Raw genomic sequence first — 20,714 nt, forward strand, 5'->3', positions numbered from 1 at the left:
TGGCGCGCAGTGCCGGTCCGCGCCAGCGCCGCCGGTCGCTCATACCTCGCCGGTGCGTGCATACCGGCGCTCGTTCGTCCCCACTGGTCTGGAACAGGAGAACAATGCCTCCCCGAACAGGAATCACCTCCGGCAGGGCGATCGCGGCCGCAGGCGTGGTGACCGCCGTGCTGGCGGGCATGATCACCGCGCCGGTCGCCGCCGGTGCGCAGCCCGCGGCGGAAGAGAGCTCCCGCTGGACTCTTGCCACGCTGCCGGACACTCAGTTCTACTCCCGCTACGCCTTCGACCAGTTCGAGCCGCGGTACGGCAGCAACCCGTACCAGGTGCAGACCGAATGGCTCGGTCAGGTCCAGGACGATCTGAACATCCCGCTGGTGGCCCATCTGGGCGACGTCGTCGACCGCGCCACGGTGGAATCCGAGTGGGTCGCGGCCGACGCAGCCCACAAGGCGCTGGAGGACGCCGCGCTGCCGTACTCCATCCTGCCGGGCAACCACGACGTCAGGAACTCGGCCAGCCACCTCACCGACCGGGACTACGATCTCGCGGAGGAGCCCTATCTGCAGTGGTTCCCGCCGGAGCGCGCTGCCGCCCAGAGCACCGAGTCCGGCCGCGACGAGACGGGCTTAAGCGAGTACCAGATCTTCGAAGCAGAGGGACAGCGGTACCTCATGCTCGCCCTCGCCTGGCGGGTCTCCGATGAGACCCTGGCCTGGGCGGAGCAGGTGATGGCCGAGCATCCGAGCCTGCCGACGATCCTCACCTCCCACGACATCCTCGGCGTCGAGTCGGACGGCCGGACGGCCACCAGCGGCACCAACGGCGACCGGCTGTGGGAGGAACTCATCCGGTCGAACGACCAGATCTTCCTGACCATCAGCGGCCACAATCACGGCTCGGCCTACCGCACCATGACCAACGACGCGGGCAACGAGGTCTTCCAGGTGCTCCAGGACTGGCAGATGGCCTACGAGGGCGGCAACGGCTACCTGGGCCTGTTCGAGTTCGACCTCGAGCACGACGCGATCCATGTCTCGGCGCCCTCCCCCTGGGTGGCGTGGAAGCCGGCGGACTCGCTCACGGTGTACGACCAGCCGTTCCTGGAGGCGCCGAACGAGCAGTTCACCCTCGGCATCGACTTCGAAGAGCGGTTCTCAGGGTTCAACGCCGAGTGGACCGCCGGGGACAGCGACCTTCCCTCCCTGACCCAGCGTGCGCGCGAGATCATCCTGGACGGCTTCGAGGGCGTGCCGCCGGTGACCGCGGAGCTTCCCGGCTCGGCGGAGGACTACCCGCGGCTGGGCGAGGACGCCCTCGCGCACTGGCGGCCGGGCATCGCCGAGACCGGCGAGGACGGTGTGCTGGACGAGGGAGCCGCCGTGCCGGACGTCATCGGCGGCGGCGATATGACCCGCGTGAGCATCGAGGAGTCCGGCTCCCCGGCCGCGCAGCCCGGAGACGTCACCGTCCGCAGGGAGGGCCACGCGTTCTCTTCCGACGGGGCGGGCGTGTGCTTCGCCGACAGCAGCGGCGAACGGTACAGCTACCTGTCCACCGCGCCCGATGCGGCGGTCAACGACGCGGACTTCTCAGCTGGCTATACCATCGAGGTCTTCGTGTACCTGGACGAGGCCTGGACCGCGGACCAGAATGCCTGGAGCAAGGCCTTCAACCGCACTGGCAACCGCTCGCGGATGGGCATGCCGCCCTCCCGCTACGACTACACCACCGGCGCAGCCTCGCTCGGTTTCTCCAATCTGCGCGAGTTCCAATGGACCGAGCTGCCCCAGGATCCGACGGTGGGGGACAAGGTCTCCTGGTCCGGTGAGATCCCGCTGGGACGCTGGTTCCACGTCGCGCTCGTCAACGACATCGACGACGCCCGTACCACCATGTACGTCGACGGCGCGCCCATCCTGCGCAATGCCACCGGCACCGGTGGGATGAGCTTCGAGGAGGGCATGCCCTGGATCATCGGCGCGGCGTGGGAGAACGATCAGGCCTCCAACGGCTGGCACGGCTGCGTGGGTGAGCTGCGGATCGCCGACCGGCCCACGGAGCAGACCGAATGGCTCATCCACCGCCCCGATGTGGACGATTTCACCGCCGACGCCGAGCGGGTGGAGATCGCCGAAGGGGAGTCCCTGCCGGCGCTGACGGGCACCGGCAAGCCCGGCGCCACCGTGGTGGCGGAGGGGGCCGTGACCGGTGAGGCGGTCGTCGCCGAGGACGGCACCTGGACGCTGGAGGGCGAGCTGGATGCCGATGCCGCGGCCGGAACCGCCCAGCAGGCGGCGCTCGACGCTGCGCCCGGCACCTACGCCTTCTCGCTGACGCACGGGTTCGGGGAGCGGCGTTCGGAGGCCCGCGCCGGTGAGGTTGTCGTCCTGGCCGATGACGATCCGGGCGCTCCGTCGCCGGAACCGACCGAGCCCGGGGCCGACCCGACCGATCCTGGCGGCGACCCGACCGATCCTGGCGGTCAGCCCGGTGAACCGGGGCAGCCGGGAGGGGACCAGACATCGGAGCCGACGGCTGATCCCGGCGCGCCGGGGCAGCCGGGAGGAGAGCCGTCGCCGGGCGCTTCCCCGCAGCCGAGTGATCCGGGCAGCGGTCCGGGTGCGGGCGATGGCAAGCCTCTGCCGCGCACCGGCAGCGACGTGCTGGCCATGAGCCTGGCCGCGCTCGCGCTGCTCGGCCTCGGCGGCGGTGCCGTCTACCTGGCCCGCCGTCGCAGCGCCGAGGGCTGAGCGGGCATGAGGCACTCCCAGGCCTGAGCGAAACCGAACGGCTCAAGGTTCTAAGCGAAGCCGAGCGGTCTCGTTTAAGCGAAGCCGAGCGGCCTCAGGTCTGAGGGAGACGAGAACGGGTGTCGGGCCCGGGCGGAAACTCGCCCGGGCCCAACACCCGTCTGTGTACCCTGGGCTGCCGCGGCCTCGTTGAGTGCCACCGGCCGAACCGAACCTCCGCCCGTGGTACGGCGGGTCCGTATCCGGTGGACCTGGTGATGCCGTCATCTGGCCCGTACGTCGCCGTGCTCCAGGCGCGGAGGGCGACGACCTACGGGCTGGGCGACGACGTAAGGCCATGGCGGCCGGAAAGGCTGCCGGTTCCCCGCCCCCGGCCCGGTGCCGAGGCGCCCGCCGCTCAGCGCTGGTGCGGGACCGGCTTCAGCGGCCCTCGGCCTTGAGTTCAGTGGCCCTCGGCCTTGAAGCGCTCCTGGGAGGCGCGGACCTCGGCCTCGGCCTCGGCGCGGCCGACCCAGCTGGAGCCCTTGACGAACTTGCCCGGCTCCAGGTCCTTGTAGCGCTCGAAGAAGTGCTTGATGGCGTCCAGGGTGAACTGATCGACGTCCGTGACGTCCTGGATGTTGTCCCAGCGCGGGTCCCCGGCCGGCACCGCGAGCACCTTGTCGTCGCCGCCGGCCTCGTCCTCCATCTTGAACATGCCCACCGGGCGCGCGTCGACGAGCACGCCGGGGAAGACGGGCGCCGGGAGCAGCACGAGCACATCGAGCGGATCGCCGTCCTGGCCCAGGGTGTCCTCGATGAAACCGTAGTCGGCGGGGTACTCCATGGAGGTGTACAGGTAGCGGTCGAGCTTGACCCGCCCGGACTCGTGATCGACCTCGTACTTGTTGCGCTGTCCGCGCGGGATCTCGATGGTGGCTTCGAACTCCACTGCTGCACTCCTTAGGGGTGTCGACTGGACGGTGAATTCCTCATTTACTGTATCCCGGCAGCACCGCACGCAGGCACGATCACTGCGGCCTGCAGCCCGCGCGCGAGTTCGTCTTTCGAGGCGGGGACAGTCACGGATGCCGCGCTGGGTTCAGCGCTGGGAGGTCACCGGCAGCCCGGCTTCGGCCCAGGCCTCGATGCCGCCGCTGAGGTTCCGCACCTGCTCGTACCCGGCCGCGCTGAGCGCCTCGGCCACGTTCCCCGAGCGGTACCCGGACTTGCAGTGCAGCACGAGCGGCTCATCGCGGGGAAGCTGGACCGTCCCGGAGAGGATGTCGTGCATCGGCACGAGGCGGGCGCCGGGGATCGCCTGCGCGGCGTGCTCATCGGGTTCGCGGACGTCGATGAGCGTGACGGAGCCCGAGTCGAGTTCTGCTTTCAGCTCGGCCGGGGAGACTTCGGCGATGGCCATCTGAGAGGCCCTCCTTACACTGGGAGGCGTGAACCGGTCACAACCCTATCTGCTGACGCGCCCCGCAGGGGAGACGCGGTGACCGATCGCGCAACGGAGCCGCCGGAGGAGCAGCCGCGAACAGAGGGCAGCGCGGAGACGCCCCCCGCGGAGACACCGCCTGAGGACGTTCCTTCGCAGCCTTCCAGCGATACAGGCGATACGGGCAATACAGGCGATGCAGGTGGTGCAGTCGATGCGGCCGCTTCAGCCGGGCCTGGCCGGGAGGCTCCCGCGGCCGAGGCTGAGGGACAGCCCGGGCAACAGCCGTCGTCGCCTCAACCGCAACCAGCGGCGCCCTCGGCTCAACCCCAGCTGACGACGCAGCCGTTTCAACCCCAGCCGACTATGCAGCCGTTTCAACCCCAGCCGCGCACGCGATGGGAGGCACGACTGGCGGAGGCCGACCCCCAGTCAGCGCGCGGGTCGCAGAACGAGAGACAGGACCGTGCCTCGCGCGGCCGCCGGCGTGGGCGCGGCTGGCGATGGACCGCCGGCATCCTGACGGTCGTCGCGCTGCTAGGCGGCTACGGCTACGCCGATGTGGTCGACGCGGTGCCGGGAGTGCTCACCGCCGAACCGCCGCGTCCGGATCCTGTGCCGTTCCCCACCCCCACCCTGCGCGTGACCACCACGGAAGGCGCGACGCCGGTCGGCGATGCCGCGCCGACGCCCGCGGCGGAGTCCGTGAACGACCTGGTGGAGGAAGCGCTGGCCGACGGCCTTCCCGCCAGCACCGGCATCGACATCCGCGATGCCCTCACCGGGGACGTCCTCTACGCCCGCGACGCCGGGGCGAGCCGTACCCCGGCCTCCACCACGAAGGTGCTCACCGCGGCGGCGGCGCTGGCCGAGGCCGGGGCGGAGACCCGGTTGCCCACCACTGCCTATCTCCACGCGCCGGAGAACGAAGCAGATCCGCCGCTGGTCATCCTGCACGGCGGCGGCGATGTCCTGCTCGGCGCGGGGGAGAGCGATCCCGATGCGGTGGACGGGCACGCCGGACTGGCCAGCCTCGCGCAGGAGACCGCGCATGCCCTGCGCGGCCACGGTATCGACGAGGTCGCCGTCGCCCGTGACGAGAGCCTCTTCTCCGGCGCCGACTTCCACCCCACCTGGGACCGCGCCGACATCGGGCACGGATTCGTCGCCCCGCTGTCCCCGCTGATGATCGCCGCCGGCCGCACCGGGGAGGGCATGCCCCGCAGCGACCGGTCCGGAGAGGACGCCGCGCGCGCTTTCGCCGAGGCGCTGCAGGACGCCGGCATCGAGGTGCGCGGGCACGACGGTTCCGCACAGGCCGCCGACGCCGACGATGAACTCGCGCAGGTGCTCTCCGCGCCGCTGCGTGCTCAAGCGGAGCATCTGCTCGTCACCTCGGACAACGTCGTCTCCGAGGCGGTCGGCCGCCAGGTCGCGCTCGCGCGGGGCGAGGAAGCCGACTTCGCCGGAGCCGCGCGCGCGGTGGAGGATGCCATGGCGGACCTGGGCCTGGAGGACGAGGACGGTGCGATCTCCCTGACCGATCTGTCCGGTCTCAGCTACGACAACCGCATCCCGCCGGAAGCGCTCAGCCGCCTGCTGGTCCTGGCTGTCGCCGGCGAAGGCCCGCTGGCGGAACTGCCCTCGCTCATGCCGGTCGGCGGCTGGTCCGGCACGCTCTCCTCGCGCTACCGCAGCGAGGAGAGCGCCGACGGCGCCGGGATCGTCCGCGCCAAGACCGGCAGCCTGCGCTCGGTCACCTCTCTGGCGGGGACGCTGGTGACCGCCGACGGGCGCCTGCTGGCCTTCGCGGTGATGGGGGACGGCCTCGAACCGGCCGAGGTCTCCCGCGCCCGCCCTGCCATGGACGCCCTGCTGGCCGGCCTGGCCCGCTGCGGCTGCTGAGCCGGAAGACGCCCATGTCACCGCCGGACCGCTCGACCCGAGAGGAAACGCCGATGGACCAGGACGCCAGCTCCCGTTCGCGGATCGGCGAGGTGCTCTCCGCCTCCGCCGCGGAGGCGACCGCCCGCAGTCTGATCCCGCCCGGCCCGGCGCTGCCCGCGGCCGAGATGACGGCCGTGGTGGCCGAACTGCGCGAGAGCGCCGCCACCGCGACGGATCTGGTCCTCGACGTGATGCGCCTGCCCACATCACAGGCGGACCCGGTACGGCGCCGCCTGGCCGCCGGTGAGATCCTCGTCGTCGACCGGCTCAGCTGGGCCCGCGCCAACATCGGCGCCATGAGCGCCATGCTGGATGGTCCCGTCACCGCCGTTCTCGACCGCCGGGCGAGCGAGTCGTTCGGCAAGAAGGCACCCAGCCGGGCTGCCGCCCGGGCCAGCGGAGTGGAGCTCGGCGGCCTGCTGTCCTACCTGAGCACCCGGGTGCTGGGCCAGTACGAGCCCTTCGGCACCGACGCCGGCCGGCTGCTGCTGGTCGCCCCCAGCATCACCGCCACCGCGGCCAAGATCGGCGCCGATCAACGCGATTTCCGGCTGTGGGTGGCCCTGCACGAGGAGACGCACCGGGTCCAGTTCGCCGCGGCGCCGTGGCTGCGCGAGCATCTGCTCGGGCTGTTGGAAGAACTGGTCGCCAGCATGCTGGGGGAGGAATCGCCGGCGGAGCGCCTGACCGGGGGGCTGTCGGGGATGCGCGAGGTATTCGGGCCGCAGGGCAGCGGACGCCTGGTCGATCTGATCCAGAACGAGGTCGAGAAGGACCTGATCGACCGGATCACGGCGGTGATGTCCCTGTTGGAGGGTCACGCCGACGTCGTCATGGATCAGGTCGGCCCGGGAGTCATCCCCAGCGTGCGGCAGATCCGCCGCTCCTTCGATCGCCGCCGTGCCGAGAGCACCGGGCTGCACGGCGTGCTCACCAAGTTCCTGGGGCTCGACGCGAAGCTCGAGCAGTACCGCCACGGGGCGGCCTTCGTCCGCGGGGTGCTGCGGCAGAAAGGCCACGAGGGCCTCAACCGGGTATGGGATGACCCCGCTCTGCTGCCGGACCTGGACGAGATCGCCAGACCGCGGGACTGGGTGCGCCGGGTCCATGGCTGAACGCCGGCCACGCCTCGACCCGGACACCGCCGCGGTGCGGGGCGCCGTCCGGCGCGCCCTTCAGGACCATGCCGCTGCCGGCGGATTCACCCGGCCGTCCGGGGGCCTCCCCGCCGGAGGCCGGGACGCCGCGGCGCAGGGGCACGGCGAGTCTCCCGGGGCGCCCGGCAGGTTCCCCTCCGGCGAGCGGGCCCCGGTGTCCGGGAGTCTCGGGGAGCGCAGTGAGCCTCCACGCACGCCCGCCCGCCCCGCCGGAGACGGGCGGCCGGCGGAGCCCGGCGCTGAAGATCCGTGGCGGGTGGTCATCGGCGTCTCCGGCGGCGCGGACTCGATGGCGCTCGCGGCCGCGACGGCCTTCCTGCAGCGCGCGCTGCCGCTCCGGGCGCAGGCGGTCCTGGTCGATCACGGCCTGCAATCCGGCGCCCGCCGCGCCGCGGAAAGCGCCGCGGAGCAGCTGCGCACCCTCGGTCTGGAGACGCTCGTCGTGCCGGCCGCGGTCGACCGCGAACACCCCGCCGGCCTGGAGGCCGCTGCCCGCCGGGCCCGCTACGCCGCGCTGGAGGCAGCCCGCCGCCGCTACGGGGCTGCGGCCATCATGCTGGGGCACACCCTGGACGACCAGGCCGAGACCGTCCTGCTGGGGCTGGCCCGCGGTTCCGGCGCCAGATCCCTGGCCGGCATGGCGCCGGCGCGCGGCATGCTGCTGCGGCCCCTGCTGGGCCTGCGGAGGGCGCAGCTGCGGGCCTCCTGCCATGCGCAGGGCCTGCGGGTCTGGGACGATCCGATGAACGCCGATGATGCCTACGCCCGGGTGCGCGCCCGCAGGCACGCCCTGCCCGCCCTCGAACAGCAGCTGGGACCCGGCATCACGGAAGCGCTCGCGCGCACGGCGGCGCAGCTGCGGGCCGATGCCGACCACCTGGAAGCGGAGGCCGCGCAGGCGGCGGAGCGGCTGCTCGGAGACTCCCGCGACCGCCGGCTGGACCGCGCCCCGCTGGCCGCCGTTCCCGAGGCGCTGCGCACCCGCGTGCTGCGCCGCTGGCTCGTGGATCTCATCGGCACCGGCCAGGACCTGAGCTACGAGCACGTCCGGGCCGTCGACGCCCTCGTCACGGGCGCCCGGCGCGGCGCCGTCTCCCTCCCGGGCGACGTCATCGCCGTCGCCGAGGGGACGTCCCTGCGGCTGCGCGATTCCGGCCCCGGCCAGGACGGGCCGCAGAACCTATAATCGAGGGGCGGGCCCTCACGCCCGTCCTCGACGCTCGATCCCGCACACCCGACCCCACCTCGCACGCACGACCATCCGATCAAGGAGCTGAACCTCAGCGTGGACGCCAAAGACCTGGGCAGTGACATCGAACGCATTCTCGTCACCGAGGAGGAGATCAAGGCGCGGCTGGCCGAGCTGGCGGAGCAGATCGACGCGGACTACGCCGGCCGGGACGTGCTCTTGGTGGGGGTGCTCAAGGGCGCGGTCATGGTGATGGCCGATCTGGCCCGCTCGCTGCGCAGCCACGTGGAGATGGACTGGATGGCGGTGTCCTCCTACGGCTCCGGCACCAAGTCCTCCGGCGTGGTCCGGATCCTCAAAGACCTCGACACCGACCTCACCGGGCGCGACGTGCTCATCGTGGAGGACATCATCGACTCCGGCCTGACCCTGTCGTGGCTGGTCTCCAATCTCCGCTCGCGCGGGGCGAACTCCGTCGAGATCTGCACCCTGCTGCGCAAGCCGGAGGCGGCGAAAGTGGAGATCGACGTGAAGTACGTCGGTTTCGACGTCCCGAATGAGTTCGTCATCGGCTACGGGCTCGACTACGCGGAGAAGTACCGGAACGTGCCGTTCGTGGCGACCCTCGCCCCGCACGTGTACAGCTGACTCCCACCCGCGCGCACTAGCGTCGTACCGGCACCGCGCAGGCCGGCATCCGATGCGTCCCACGGCGGCAGGCGCGTAAGAGACCGACGAAAGGGGAACGCCGGCCGGGCCTGGCCCGGTCGTCACCGACATGAAGCGACTCGTCAAGGGCCCGATCCTCTGGATCGTCCTCGCCCTCATCATCGTCTCGGCCGGCGCCATGCTGCTCACCGGCTCGGGCTTCCAGAAGATCGACACCCAGGCGGGCCTCGAGCTGATCGAGGAGGGGAAGGTCGAGCAGGCCAAGATCGTCGACGGCGATCAGCGCGTGGACCTGACTCTCACCGAGGACTACGTCGAGGGCGACACCGACTACGGCCGGCAGGTCCAGTTCAACTACGTCTCCCAGCGCGGCGCCGAGGTGGCCCAGGCCATCGCCGACGCCGACCCGGAACTCGGCTACGACGACGAGGTCCCGCAGCAGTCCTGGTTCGTGACGCTGCTGCTGAACCTGTTGCCGTTCATCATCATCATCGCGATCTTCTGGTTCCTGCTCTCCCAGATGCAGGGCGGCGGCCGGATGATGCAGTTCGGCAAGTCCAAGGCCAAGCTGGTCAACAAGGAGAACCCGGACGTCACCTTCGCCGATGTCGCCGGCGTCGACGAGGCGCTGGAGGAACTGGCGGAGATCAAGGAGTTTCTGGCCGAGCCGGACAAGTTCAAGGCGGTCGGCGCGAAGATCCCCAAGGGTGTCCTGCTCTACGGCCAGCCCGGTACCGGTAAGACGCTGCTGGCCCGAGCGGTCGCCGGTGAGGCCGGGGTGCCGTTCTACTCCATCTCCGGTTCGGACTTCGTCGAGATGTACGTCGGCGTCGGCGCCTCCCGGGTGCGTGACCTCTTCGAGCAGGCCAAGCAGAACTCGCCGTGCATCATCTTCATCGACGAGATCGACGCGGTCGGCCGGCAGCGCGGTGCCGGCATGGGCGGCGGCCACGACGAGCGCGAGCAGACGCTGAACCAGCTGCTGGTGGAGATGGACGGCTTCGACGTGAAGACCAACATCATCCTGATCGCCGCCACCAACAGGCCCGATGTGCTGGACCCGGCGCTGCTGCGGCCGGGCCGCTTCGACCGTCAGATCGCGGTGGAGGCCCCGGACATGAAGGGCCGCAAGCGCATCCTCGAGGTCCACGCCAAGGGCAAGCCGCTGGGTCCCGATGTCGATCTGGGCCTGGTCGCCAAGCGCACTCCGGGCTTCTCCGGCGCGGACCTGTCCAATGTGCTCAACGAGGCGGCGCTGCTGACCGCCCGCTCGGGCCAGGCGGTCATCGACGCCCGGGCCATCGACGAGGCCATCGACCGGGTGATCGCCGGCCCGCAGAAGCGCACCCGCCTGATGAGCGAGCACGAGCGGACCATCACCGCCTACCACGAGGGCGGGCACGCGCTGGTGGCGGCGGCGATGAACGACACCGATCCGGTCACCAAGGTGACCATCCTGCCGCGCGGCCGGGCGCTGGGCTACACCATGGTGATGCCCAGCGAGGACAAGTACTCCACCACCCGCAATCAGCTGCTGGATCAGCTGGCCTACGCGATGGGCGGGCGCGTGGCCGAGGAGATCGTCTTCCACGATCCGACGACGGGCGCCGCCAACGACATCGAGAAGGCCACCGGGATCGCCAGGAAGATGGTCACCCAGTACGGCATGTCCTCCCGCGTGGGCATGGTGAAGATCGGGGACGTCTCCTCCGAGCCGTTCGCCGGACGCGGGCAGGGCGCGGATGAGACCTACGCCGACGGAACCCTGGCGCAGATCGACGAGGAGATCCGTGCGCTCGTCGACGCCGCGCACCAGGACGCCTGGGACGCGCTGAACACCAACCGCGATGTGCTCGACCGTCTGGCCCTGGAGCTGCTGGAGAAGGAGACCCTGGATCAGGCGCAGCTGGCGGAGATCTTCCAGGACGTCGTCAAGCGGGAACGGCGGGAGATCTGGCTGACCAATGCGGACCGGCCCGTCTCGGACCGGCCCCCGGTGCGTCCGCCCAAGCCGCGCGAGGGCGAGGAGTCCGGGACCAACGCCCCCGCCGATGTCACCGATGTGCCGGAGGGGCCGCACGGCCAGACCGGCCCGCTGCCGCCCAAGCCTGGTCACCCGGGCAATCCCGGTCCCGCGCAGCCGGGTCAGCCCGGCCAGCCGCCGGCACCGGGCCCGTACGGCCAGGGCAGCGATCCCTACGGTCAGAACCCGAACCCGTACGGTCAGAGCGCCGATCCGTACGGCCAGAACCCGGGTACCTACGGTCAGAACCCAGACCCCTACGGTCAGAACCCCGGGGCGGAGGGCGGCCAGCAGCCGCCGCGAGACTCATGAGCGGGATCGATCAGCCGCGCATCGAGGCCGCCGTTCGGGAGATCCTCCTGGCGGTCGGCGAGGATCCCGACCGCGACGGCCTGCGCGATACCCCGGCACGCGTGGCGCGTTCTTACGCCGAGATCTTCGCCGGCATGCACCAGGAGGCGGAGGACGTCATGGGCGTCTCCTTCGATCTGGGGCATGACGAGATGGTGCTGGTCCGGGACATCCCGGTCTACTCCACCTGCGAGCATCATCTGGTGCCGTTCCACGGCATGGCGCACATCGGGTACATCCCCGGCGGCGAGGGCCGCGTGACCGGCCTGTCCAAGCTCGCCCGGCTGGTCGAGGTCTACGCCCGCCGGCCGCAGGTGCAGGAGCGGCTCACCACCCAGGTCGCGGACGCGCTGATGCGGATCCTGGAGCCGCTTGGCGTCATCACGGTGTTCGAGTGCGAGCACCTGTGCATGTCCATGCGCGGTGTGCAGAAACCCGGCGCCACCACCATCACCTCGGCGGTGCGCGGGCAGTTCCGCGAGGCGACCAGCAGGTCCGAGGCGATGAGCCTCATCATGGGCGGGGGGCACAGCCGATGAACGCCGACTGGGTTCCGCCCGGCGGCGCCGGCCCGGCCCCGGCCGGCACCCGCATCATGGGGGTGCTCAACGTCACGCCCGACTCGTTCTCCGACGGCGGCCGTTATTTCGAGGTCGGGAAAGCCATCGAGCACGGGCTCTCGCTGGCCCGCGCCGGTGCGGACATCATCGACGTCGGCGGGGAGTCCACCCGGCCCGGTGCCGCCCGCGTGGAGGAGGACGAGGAACTGCGGCGGGTCGTGCCGGTGGTGCGCGAGCTTGCCGAGCAGGGTCTCGTGATCAGCGTGGACACGATGCGCGTGCGGGTCGCCGAGGCGGCCCTGGAGGCGGGTGCCGCCATCATCAACGACGTGTCCGCCGGCCAGGCCGAGGCGGGGATGCTCGGCCTGGCCGCGCAGGCGCAGGCACCCATCGTGCTGATGCACTGGCGCGGCCACTCCGCCGGGATGCAGCAGCGCGCGGTCTATCAGGACGTCGTGGCCGAGGTGCTGGCTGAGCTGCGGCAGCGGGTGCAGGCCGCCGTGGGTGCCGGGGTCGCCGAATCGCAGATCATCCTCGATCCGGGGATCGGCTTCGCCAAGACGGCTGAGCACAACTGGCGGTTGCTGGCCGCGCAGGAGGCACTGGCCGGACTCGGCTACAAGGTGCTCATCGCCGCCTCGCGGAAGCGGTTCCTCCGCACGCTCGTCTCGCCGTCCGCGCCGGACGAGGCCGCCGAGCCGGAGCTGGACCAGGCGACGGCGGCGCTGACGGCGTTCGCGGTGGCCCGCGGTGCCTGGGCCGTCCGCGTGCACGATCCCCGCAGCTCCCGCATCGCCGCCGATGTCGCCGCCGCGCTGGCGGCCCACGCGCCCGCCGACGTCCCTCTCCGGCTGGAGGAGGAATGAGCGCCGTGCCGGACCGGATCTCCCTGACCGGGCTCGCCGCGCGCGGCTTCCACGGCGTGTTCGAGCGCGAGCGGCGCGAGGGCCAGGAGTTCCTGGCCGATATCCACCTTGAGGTCGACGCCGGCAAGGCCGCGGCCACCGACGATCTCGCCGACACGGTCGACTACGGCGCCCTGGCCGGCCGGGCGGTGGAGATCATCGGCGGGGAGCCGGCCGATCTGATCGAGACCGTCGCCGAACGGCTGGCCGATGCCGCCCTGTCGTTCCGTGGTGTCCGGGCCGTGGACGTCGAGCTGCACAAGCCACAGGCACCCATCCCGCATGCGTTCCGCGACGTCAGCGTACGCATCCGCCGCGAGCAGCCGGGGCCGCAGGAGGCCGCCGGGACACCGCGGATCGGGCAGAACGGCGGCGGGGCACCCGGTTCCGCCGCGGCCGCGCCCGGCCCCGGCGGAACGACGGCCGCCGGCAGGACGGACGCCGCGCCGCTGGAGGCGATCATCGCGCTGGGCGCCAACCTGGGCGATCCGCATGCCGCCCTGCAGGCGGCCGTGGACGCGCTGCGCCTGCACCCGCACATCGACGTCACCGCCGTCTCCGGTGTCTACCGCACCGCGCCGGTCGGCGGCGTGCCGGACCAGCCCGACTTCCTCAACGCGGCGGCCGCCGTGCGCACCGTGCTGAGCCCGCACGAGCTGCTGGCGGCGCTGCTGGGCATCGAGGCGATGGCCGGCCGGCGGCGGGAGGTCCACCACGGGCCGCGGCTGCTGGACCTGGACCTGATCGCCGCGGGCGGGATCCGCATCGACGACGACCGTCTCACCCTGCCGCATCCGCGCGCCCGCGAGCGCGCCTTCGTCCTGGTGCCCTGGGCGGACATCGACGCCGGGGCGACCCTGCCGGACCCGCACGGGCGCCCGCGTCCGATCACCGAACTCGCCGCGGCGGCCCCGGACCGTCCCGGCCTGCGCGCCGACGGCACGCGACTGGTGCTGGACTGATCCGATGCGCTCCACCCGCCCCTTCACCCTCGCCCAGCTGGCAGTCCTGGGCCTGGTGCTGTCCGGCCTGGCGCACCGGCTGTGGGAGTCCCAGGGAATGCTGCTGCCCGGCGTGCCTTGGGTGGCGGTGCTAGGACTGAGCGTGCTCTCCGCGGTGCTGTTCTTCCTGGGCTGGCGCGTGCGCGCCTGGACCCAGGGCGATCGCAAACGGGAACTCGATCTGCTTCAGGCCGCCCGCGTCGCGGTGATGGCCAAGGCGGCGTCCCTGACCGGCGCGGGGCTAGTAGGGTGGTACGGGGGAGCGGCGCTCTACCTGATGTTCGGTACCGGCGGAGCCCGTGCGGACACCGGCATGCAGATGCTCATCGCCGTGGCGGTCTGCCTCGTCACCACGGTGGTGGGGATGATCGTCGAGTGGTTCTGCCAGCTTCCCCCGGACGATGGCGCCGACGGCGCCGAGGGCGAGGAACCCGAAGGAGTGTAGGACCATGATGGCGTCCCAGATCCCGCCGAGCTGGACGCCGCCCGGCGCCATGCCGCTGCGAGAGGACCTCGGTGACCCCGCGTTCCGGCGGGTCTCCAGGCGGCTCATCCCCCTCTACCTGCTCGGCCACGCCATCGGCACCGTCATCTTCCTGGTGGTGATCCTGGTGGCCGCGCTGCTCATCGCCTTCGGCACCGACCAGTACTGGCTGCTCGTCTTCGCGGTCGTCCCGGTGCTGATCTTCGCGATCATGGCCTTCGTCATCGTGCGCCAGGTGAAGGCCATCGGCTACGCGGAGCGGGAGGACGATCTGCTCATCGCCACCGGCATCATGTTCCGCCGGGTCACGGTGATCCCCTACGGCCGGCTGCAGTACGTGGACGTCAAGTCCGGCCCCCTGGAACGGGCTTTCGGCCTGGCGACCCTGCATCTGCACACCGCTTCGGCCAGCACCAGCGCGGTGATCCCCGGGCTCCCGCGCGAGGAGGCGGTGCGGCTGCGGGAGAAGCTCGCCAGCCGCGCTGAACGGAACCTGGCGGGCCTGTAGATGTCCCAGCAGCCCCCTCCCCAGTCCCCGGAGCCTGGCGCCCCCGGTTCTGGCATCCCGGACCCCGGCGTTCCGGGGCCTCGCCCGCCGAGGCCTGGCGCTCCGGAGCCTGGAAGCTCAGAGCCTCATGCGCCGGAGGCTCATGAGGCGAAGCCCAACGCCCCGGAGCCTGGCGCTCAAGGCGAACTCCCCCGCTCCGGCCCTCACGATCCGGCCGGCTCGCACGGCGTGCCGCCGCAGAACGCCGCCCCGGGCGTGCCGTCGCAGCCCATTCCCGGTGCGCCGCAGCCTCCCGTCCCGCCGCAGCCGGCGCCCGGCGGGTTCCCGCCCGGCAACGCCGCTCCGCCGGGAGTGCCGCGCTACGGTGGCGCCCCGCCGGCCGGCGGGATTCCCGCAGCGGGACCCGGGTCTCACCCCGCCGGTCCGGCAGGTGCGCACCCGACGGCGGCTTTCCCGGCCCCGCCCGGCGGAAACGCCGGGCCTCCGCCCGGTGTGGTGCCGTCTGCAGCTCCGCCTTACGGGGCAATCCCGCCGCCCGTGCCCGCGGCCGGCCCGCAAGGCGGAGCGACCTACGGCGCAGCCTCCGGCCCGCAGAGCGGGCCTCCCTACCACGCACCGCCGCCGCAGGGCGGGCGGCCTCTGGCCCCGGGTGCCGCCCCGGCCCACGGGTCACCGCCCGTGCCGCCCCAGCGGGGACAGCGGCAGGTGCCCGTGCCGCCGCGGGAACCGGTGCGCTTCGAGGCCGATCCACCGGGCCAGTGGCGGCGGGTCCATCCCTTCACGCCCTTCGTGCGGTCATGGCTGGCGTTCGTCGCCGTCATCGGCGGCCTGATCACGTTCGGGTTCAACACCCTCGTCGACATCGTCACCGGCGTCGGGGAAGGCGAGGTCTTCGAGTTCATCGGCTCGTTCCCGCTGTGGCCGCTCGTGCTCATCGGCGCCCTGCTGCTCGTCCTGCTCGTCGTCGGGCTGGGCTCGTGGCTGCTGTGGCGGTCCATGGGATACCGCGTGGACGCCGAATCCGTGAGCCTGCGCAAGGGCCTGCTCAACCGGAGCCATCGCACCGCGCGGCTGGACCGCGTTCAGTCGATCGACATCGCGCAGCCGCTCCTGGCGAGGCTGCTGAACCTGTCCTCGCTCACCTTCGACGTGGCCGGCGGGGACGACTCCGAGATCGCCATCGAGTTCCTCGCCAAAGACGAGGCGCTGCGCCTCCGGGATCAACTGCTCGCCCGGGTGCGGGAACTCCGCTCCCAGCGGGAAGCCGCTCGGCAGGGCGGCCCCGGCGCGCACGGCTTACAGGGCCAGCACAGTCCGCAGGGCTCCGGGACATCAGAGGCGCCGGGTGCCGGCGATCTCGGGGTACCGGGCGTTCCCGCCTCCGCTGGATCATCGTCCGCTCATCCCGACGGGCCGGGACCGTCCGGGCCGGGGAACGCCGCCACCGCAGGCGCTCCCGCCGGGATGCCGGCGCAATCCTCGCCCGAGCATCGCGCGCTCAGCCAGCTCCGTACCGCCGCCGGCGCCGGGATCGACGATCTCAGCGCGAGCTTCAATCAGCTTCTCAAGGGCTATCAGGCCCGGCGCGAGCTCGGCCACGACGGGCGTCTCCTCTACGTCCCCACCGGCCGGGTCCTGGCCTCTACGCTTTGGCGCGGCGACACCCTGATCCTGACCGCGGCGGCCGTGGCGGTCGTCCCCGTGGTCACGGTCCTGGCCGGCCCGGTCGCCATTCCCGCGCTCCTGGGCATCCTGGGTGGCCTGGCCGCGGCCTGGGGCCGCTTCACCGAGCTGGCCAACTTCTCCGTGCAGCTCACGCCCGACGGAGTCCTCGTCAGCCGCGGCCTGACCAGCACGCGCCGGACGATCGTTCCACTGGAGCGGTTGCAGGCGATCGGCATCAGCCAGCCGCTGCTCTGGCGCGCAACCGGATGGTGGGAGGTGCGCTTCAACATCGCCGGGACCAAGACCTCCGAGGTCAGCGGCGCCTCCAGCGTGATCCTGCCCGTCGGCAGCCGGGAGGACGTGCTGGCCCTGATGGCGCTCGCCTTGCCCGACCCCGGCACCGAGCGCGGCGCCGAACTGCTGGACGCGGCCAACACCAGCCCGGGGCCCGACGACTGGTTCGCGCCGGTGCCGGAGAGCGCTCGCTGGGTCAACCCGGCCCAGCGCCGCCGGATGGGCGTCGCCGTGACCGGCACCGTCCTGGTCTGGCGCGAGGGGCGCATCGGCCGGCGGTCCGTGTGGGTGCCGCATCCGCGGGTGCAGTCGATGGCGTTCACCCAGGGCCCGTTGCAGCGGGTGCTGGGTCTGGCGAATGTGCACCTGCACTCCACCACGGGGCCGCTGAAGCCGGTGGCCCGCAATCTGGACGTGCGCGCCGCCGCGGCGCTCTTCGCGCAGCACGCCGAACGGACGCGCCTGGCACGGAAGGAAATGGACCGATGAGCAGCACACAGGACGGGCTTGGCCGGGACTCGACGCGGCTGGGAGCGGGAATCATCGGCTGCGGCCGCGTCGGCGCCGTCATCGGCGCGGCGCTGCGGGGAGCCGGGCACGCCGTGATCGGGGTCTCCGCCACCAGCGAGGCCAGCAGGGAACGCGCCGATGCGATGCTCCCGGGCGTCCCGGTGCTGGAGATCCCGGAGATCGTGGAGCGCGCCGAGCTGCTCATGGTGACCGTCAGCGACGACGCCATCGGGCCGCTGGTCTCCGGGCTCGCCAAGGGCGGGCACTTCCAGGAGGGGCAGATCGTCGCGCACTGGGCCGGCAGGTTCGGCACCGAGGTGCTGCGGCCGGCCGCGGAGGCCGGTGCCATCACCATCGCCTTCCACCCCTCCCTCTCCTTCACCGGCACCAGCATCGACCTGCCGCGGCTGCGCGAAGCCACCGTCGGCGTCACCGCCGCCAAGCCGGTCCTGCCGATCGGCCAGGCGCTCGTGGTGGAGATGGGCGCCGAGCCGGTGATCCTCGCCGAAGCGGACCGCGCGTTGTATCACGCGGCGATCTGCCACGCCTCGAATCACGTCGTCACGGTGCTGTCCCAGGCGATGCGGACCCTGGAGTCACTCGGCGTCGACCAGCCCTCGCGGGTGCTGGACGCGCTGGTGACCGCGAGCGTGCGCAACACGCTCGAAAGCGGCGCCAAAGCCCTCACCGGCCCGGTGTCCCGCGGGGACGTGAGCACCGTCGAAGCGCATCTGGAAGCCCTCGCGGAGCAGGCCGCCCAGGACGGCAGCACCGAGATCCTGGACGCCTACCGCCAGATGTCCCGCGCCACCGCCCAGGCGGCACTGCAGACCGGCCGGATCACCCCGGAGACGGCCGAACGCCTGCTAGAGGTCCTGGCGGATCCGGGCAGCCGGCGCTGACCGCCGGCATCGTGCGCGGCGGCGCTGGTGCCGCCGCGAGACGGTGCCTCCGCAGGCGGGGTGAGCTGGCTCTCAGCCGTCGGAGGTGCCGGGCCGCGGTGAAGTAGCCTAGGACGTATGTCGAACACCCCTGACCCCAGTGGCGGCCGCGTGCCCAGCGCCCCGTCAGCGCAGACCGCTCCGGCGGCCCGGAACGCCGCCGATGCGGCTGCCTCCGCTGAGACCGACCTCCCCGAGCAGTTGCGGATCCGGCGCGCCAAGCGCGCCCGGCTGCTGGAGCGCGGCGAGGATCCCTACCCGGTCGCGGTGGAGCGCACGCACAGCCTCGCGCAGGTGCGCGCCGGGCATCCCGATCTGGATCCGGGGCAGGAGACCGACACCGTCGTCGGCGTGACCGGCCGCGTGGTCTTCGTCCGCAATACGGGCAAGCTGTGCTTCGCCACGCTGCAGGAGGGTGACGGCACCCGCCTGCAGGCGATGCTCAGCCTCGCCGAGGTCGGCAAGGAGCGTCTGGATCAGTGGAAGGAAGACGTGGATCTGGGCGACCACGTCTTCATCCGCGGCAGGGTGATCGCCTCTAAGCGCGGGGAGCTCTCGGTGCTGGCCGATTCCTGGCAGCTGACCGCGAAAGCGTTACGGCCCCTCCCGGTGCTGCACGCCGAGCTGTCCGAGGAGGCCCGGGTGCGGCAGCGTTACGTCGATCTGATCGTGCGCGACGAGGCGCGCAGGCTCGCCAGGCTGCGGCCGCAGGTGCTCAGCAGCCTGCGCCGGACGTTCGAGCAGCAGGGCTTCCTGGAGATCGAGACGCCCATGCTGCAGACGCTGCACGGAGGCGCCGCGGCCAGGCCGTTCGTCACGCATATGAACGCCTACGACATCGACCTCTACCTGCGGATCGCGCCGGAGCTGTTCCTCAAGCGCGCCCTGGTCGGCGGGCTGGAAAGTATTTTCGAGATCAACCGCAATTTCCGCAACGAGGGCGCAGACTCCACGCACTCGCCCGAATTCGCGATGCTGGAGGCGTACCAGGCCTACGGTGACTATCACTCCATTGCGGAACTGACGAAGCAGCTCATTCAGAATGCCGCGCTCGAGGCATGTGGTTCGCTTCGCGTTACCCTTGCCGACGGAACGGAGTACGATTTCGGCGGCGAGTGGGAGTGGATCGGGATGTACGAGTCTCTTTCCGCCGAGCTCGGCGAGGAAATCACCCCGCGCACGCCGGTATCCCGGCTGGAGGAAATCGCCGCCCGGCTGGATGTGGACCTGAGCGGGGTCTTCATTTCGCATGGGAAATTGGTGGAGGAGCTGTGGGAGCACTTCTACGCGGATAGGCTCCATGCGCCCACCTTCGTACGAGATTTCCCGCTCGACACGTCTCCTCTGACCCGATCGCACCGCAGCGTGGAGGGTGTCGTCGAGAAGTGGGATCTGTACGTCCGGGGCTTCGAACTCGCCACCGGATACTCGGAACTGGTCGATCCCGTAGTGCAGCGCGAGCGGTTCCTGGCGCAGGCGAAGGCGGGCAAGGCCGGCGACGAGGAGGCGATGCAGCTGGACGAGGAATTCCTGGCGGCGATGGAGTACGGCATGCCGCCGGCCGGCGGCATGGGCATGGGCATCGACAGGCTCCTCATGGCGCTGACCGGACGCGGAATCCGGGAAACGATCCTGTTCCCTCTCGTAAAGCCGGCTGAGTAATTGCTTTATCTGTTCGTTATGTGAATAATGGGGTGACTGTGGAGGAGTACCTGAAGGTTCTGTTGCCGTCGATCGGCGTCGCTCTCATCTTCTTCCTGGTAATGCGTTCCATCCTGATGGCCGACCGCAAGGAGCGCGCCGCGATGGAGGAGTTCTACCGGAATGAGGAGTCTGGCCGGCCGGTGGCTGGGGCCGACCGCGGTGAAAACGCCGCGGACGGGTTCGCTGGTGCGCCTGATTCGGCGGAAACCAGCCGGGACACTCCGCGCTGAGCACCAGCACCCCGAGCACAAGGAGCTTTTCGATATGGCACAGAAAGTCAAAGTCATCCTGATCGACGATCTGGATGGCGGCGAGGCGGCGGAGACCGTCCGATTCGGTCTTGACGGCGTGGACTACGAGATCGACCTGTCCCAGGAGCACGCGGAGGAACTGCGAGGAGCGCTCTCCCCGTACCTCGGCAAGGCTCGCCGGGTGTCCGCGGCGCGCAGCCGGGCCCGTCGCACGCAGAGCGGCGGGAGCGGCAGCAGCAGCGGCGGCTCCCTGACCAAGGTCCGCGCCTGGGCCCGCGAGCAGGGCTACCAGATCGGCGATCGCGGCCGGGTGCCGCAGGAGATCGTGGAAGCCTACAAGGCAGCGCACTGAACCACTGAGAACACGCTGACAAGAGCG

At 71.4% G+C, this 20,714-nt stretch carries 18 protein-coding genes; 16 read left to right on the forward strand and 2 right to left on the reverse strand.

Going from position 1 to position 20,714, the window contains the following annotated elements; genetic code table 11:
• Positions 1 to 104 precede the first annotated feature (104 nt).
• Positions 105 to 2,753: a LamG-like jellyroll fold domain-containing protein gene (locus tag IEW13_RS00170; RefSeq protein WP_188548907.1), complete on the forward strand. Its 2,649-nt coding sequence runs from the start codon at positions 105 to 107 to the stop codon at positions 2,751 to 2,753.
• A 442-nt stretch (positions 2,754 to 3,195) separates the two neighbouring features.
• Here IEW13_RS00170 and IEW13_RS00175 read toward each other — a convergent pair whose 3' ends face one another.
• A complete protein-coding gene (locus IEW13_RS00175; RefSeq protein WP_188548908.1) occupies positions 3,196 to 3,684 on the reverse strand; it encodes an inorganic diphosphatase in 489 nt (162 codons plus the stop codon).
• Between the two features lie 150 nt (positions 3,685 to 3,834).
• Entirely contained in the window at positions 3,835 to 4,155 is a 321-nt protein-coding gene (locus tag IEW13_RS00180) for a rhodanese-like domain-containing protein (RefSeq protein WP_188548909.1), read from the reverse strand.
• A 387-nt stretch (positions 4,156 to 4,542) separates the two neighbouring features.
• On the opposite strand from IEW13_RS00180, the gene dacB reads away from it, so the two are divergent.
• The 15 genes from dacB (at position 4,543) to IEW13_RS00255 (ending at position 20,687) form a co-directional block, all read left to right on the forward strand.
• Positions 4,543 to 6,081, forward strand: coding sequence for a D-alanyl-D-alanine carboxypeptidase/D-alanyl-D-alanine endopeptidase (dacB, locus tag IEW13_RS00185; protein ID WP_188548910.1), 1,539 nt, complete (start codon positions 4,543 to 4,545; stop codon positions 6,079 to 6,081).
• Positions 6,082 to 6,134: 53 nt separating this feature from the next.
• Entirely contained in the window at positions 6,135 to 7,238 is a 1,104-nt protein-coding gene (locus IEW13_RS00190; protein ID WP_188548911.1) for an Rv3626c family coenzyme F420 biosynthesis-associated protein, read from the forward strand.
• Positions 7,231 to 8,466, forward strand: coding sequence for a tRNA lysidine(34) synthetase TilS (tilS, locus tag IEW13_RS00195; protein WP_188548912.1), 1,236 nt, complete (start codon positions 7,231 to 7,233; stop codon positions 8,464 to 8,466). The genes IEW13_RS00190 and tilS overlap by 8 nt, the downstream gene beginning before the upstream one ends.
• Positions 8,467 to 8,565: 99 nt before the next feature.
• Positions 8,566 to 9,117 carry a hypoxanthine phosphoribosyltransferase gene (hpt, locus tag IEW13_RS00200; protein WP_188548913.1) on the forward strand — a complete coding sequence of 184 codons (552 nt, stop codon included), beginning with the start codon at positions 8,566 to 8,568 and terminating at the stop codon, positions 9,115 to 9,117.
• Positions 9,118 to 9,247: 130 nt separating this feature from the next.
• Positions 9,248 to 11,473, forward strand: a complete 2,226-nt coding sequence (gene ftsH, locus IEW13_RS00205; RefSeq protein WP_188548914.1) for an ATP-dependent zinc metalloprotease FtsH — start codon at positions 9,248 to 9,250, stop codon at positions 11,471 to 11,473.
• The gene (folE, locus tag IEW13_RS00210; protein ID WP_188548915.1) at positions 11,470 to 12,051 is read left to right on the forward strand and encodes a GTP cyclohydrolase I FolE; all 582 of its coding nucleotides are present in this window, start codon (positions 11,470 to 11,472) and stop codon (positions 12,049 to 12,051) included. The genes ftsH and folE overlap by 4 nt, the downstream gene beginning before the upstream one ends.
• Positions 12,048 to 12,938, forward strand: a complete 891-nt coding sequence (folP, locus tag IEW13_RS00215; RefSeq protein ID WP_229744825.1) for a dihydropteroate synthase — start codon at positions 12,048 to 12,050, stop codon at positions 12,936 to 12,938. Before folE ends, folP begins: the two co-directional genes overlap by 4 nt.
• Entirely contained in the window at positions 12,935 to 13,939 is a 1,005-nt protein-coding gene (gene folK, locus IEW13_RS00220; RefSeq protein ID WP_188548916.1) for a 2-amino-4-hydroxy-6-hydroxymethyldihydropteridine diphosphokinase, read from the forward strand. Before folP ends, folK begins: the two co-directional genes overlap by 4 nt.
• 4 nt (positions 13,940 to 13,943) lie before the next feature.
• A complete protein-coding gene (locus tag IEW13_RS00225; protein WP_188548917.1) occupies positions 13,944 to 14,423 on the forward strand; it encodes a DUF3180 domain-containing protein in 480 nt (159 codons plus the stop codon).
• A gap of 4 nt (positions 14,424 to 14,427) precedes the next feature.
• The gene (locus IEW13_RS00230) at positions 14,428 to 14,970 is read left to right on the forward strand and encodes a PH domain-containing protein (RefSeq protein ID WP_229744826.1); all 543 of its coding nucleotides are present in this window, start codon (positions 14,428 to 14,430) and stop codon (positions 14,968 to 14,970) included.
• A gap of 705 nt (positions 14,971 to 15,675) precedes the next feature.
• Positions 15,676 to 17,418: a PH domain-containing protein gene (locus tag IEW13_RS00235; protein ID WP_188548918.1), complete on the forward strand. Its 1,743-nt coding sequence runs from the start codon at positions 15,676 to 15,678 to the stop codon at positions 17,416 to 17,418.
• Complete coding sequence (locus tag IEW13_RS00240; protein WP_188548919.1) at positions 17,415 to 18,341, forward strand: Rossmann-like and DUF2520 domain-containing protein; 927 nt, start codon at positions 17,415 to 17,417, stop codon at positions 18,339 to 18,341. Before IEW13_RS00235 ends, IEW13_RS00240 begins: the two co-directional genes overlap by 4 nt.
• A 117-nt stretch (positions 18,342 to 18,458) precedes the next feature.
• Entirely contained in the window at positions 18,459 to 20,042 is a 1,584-nt protein-coding gene (gene lysS / locus IEW13_RS00245) for a lysine--tRNA ligase (RefSeq protein ID WP_188548920.1), read from the forward strand.
• Positions 20,043 to 20,080: 38 nt separating this feature from the next.
• A complete protein-coding gene (locus IEW13_RS00250; protein WP_188548921.1) occupies positions 20,081 to 20,314 on the forward strand; it encodes a hypothetical protein in 234 nt (77 codons plus the stop codon).
• A 34-nt stretch (positions 20,315 to 20,348) separates the two neighbouring features.
• Positions 20,349 to 20,687 (forward strand): histone-like nucleoid-structuring protein Lsr2, encoded by a 339-nt coding sequence (locus tag IEW13_RS00255; RefSeq protein ID WP_188548922.1) that lies wholly within the window; start codon positions 20,349 to 20,351, stop codon positions 20,685 to 20,687.
• Positions 20,688 to 20,714 lie beyond the last annotated feature (27 nt).

This window comes from Sediminivirga luteola, from assembly GCF_014639315.1.
Taxonomy (GTDB): Bacteria; Actinomycetota; Actinomycetes; order Actinomycetales; family Brevibacteriaceae; genus Sediminivirga; species Sediminivirga luteola.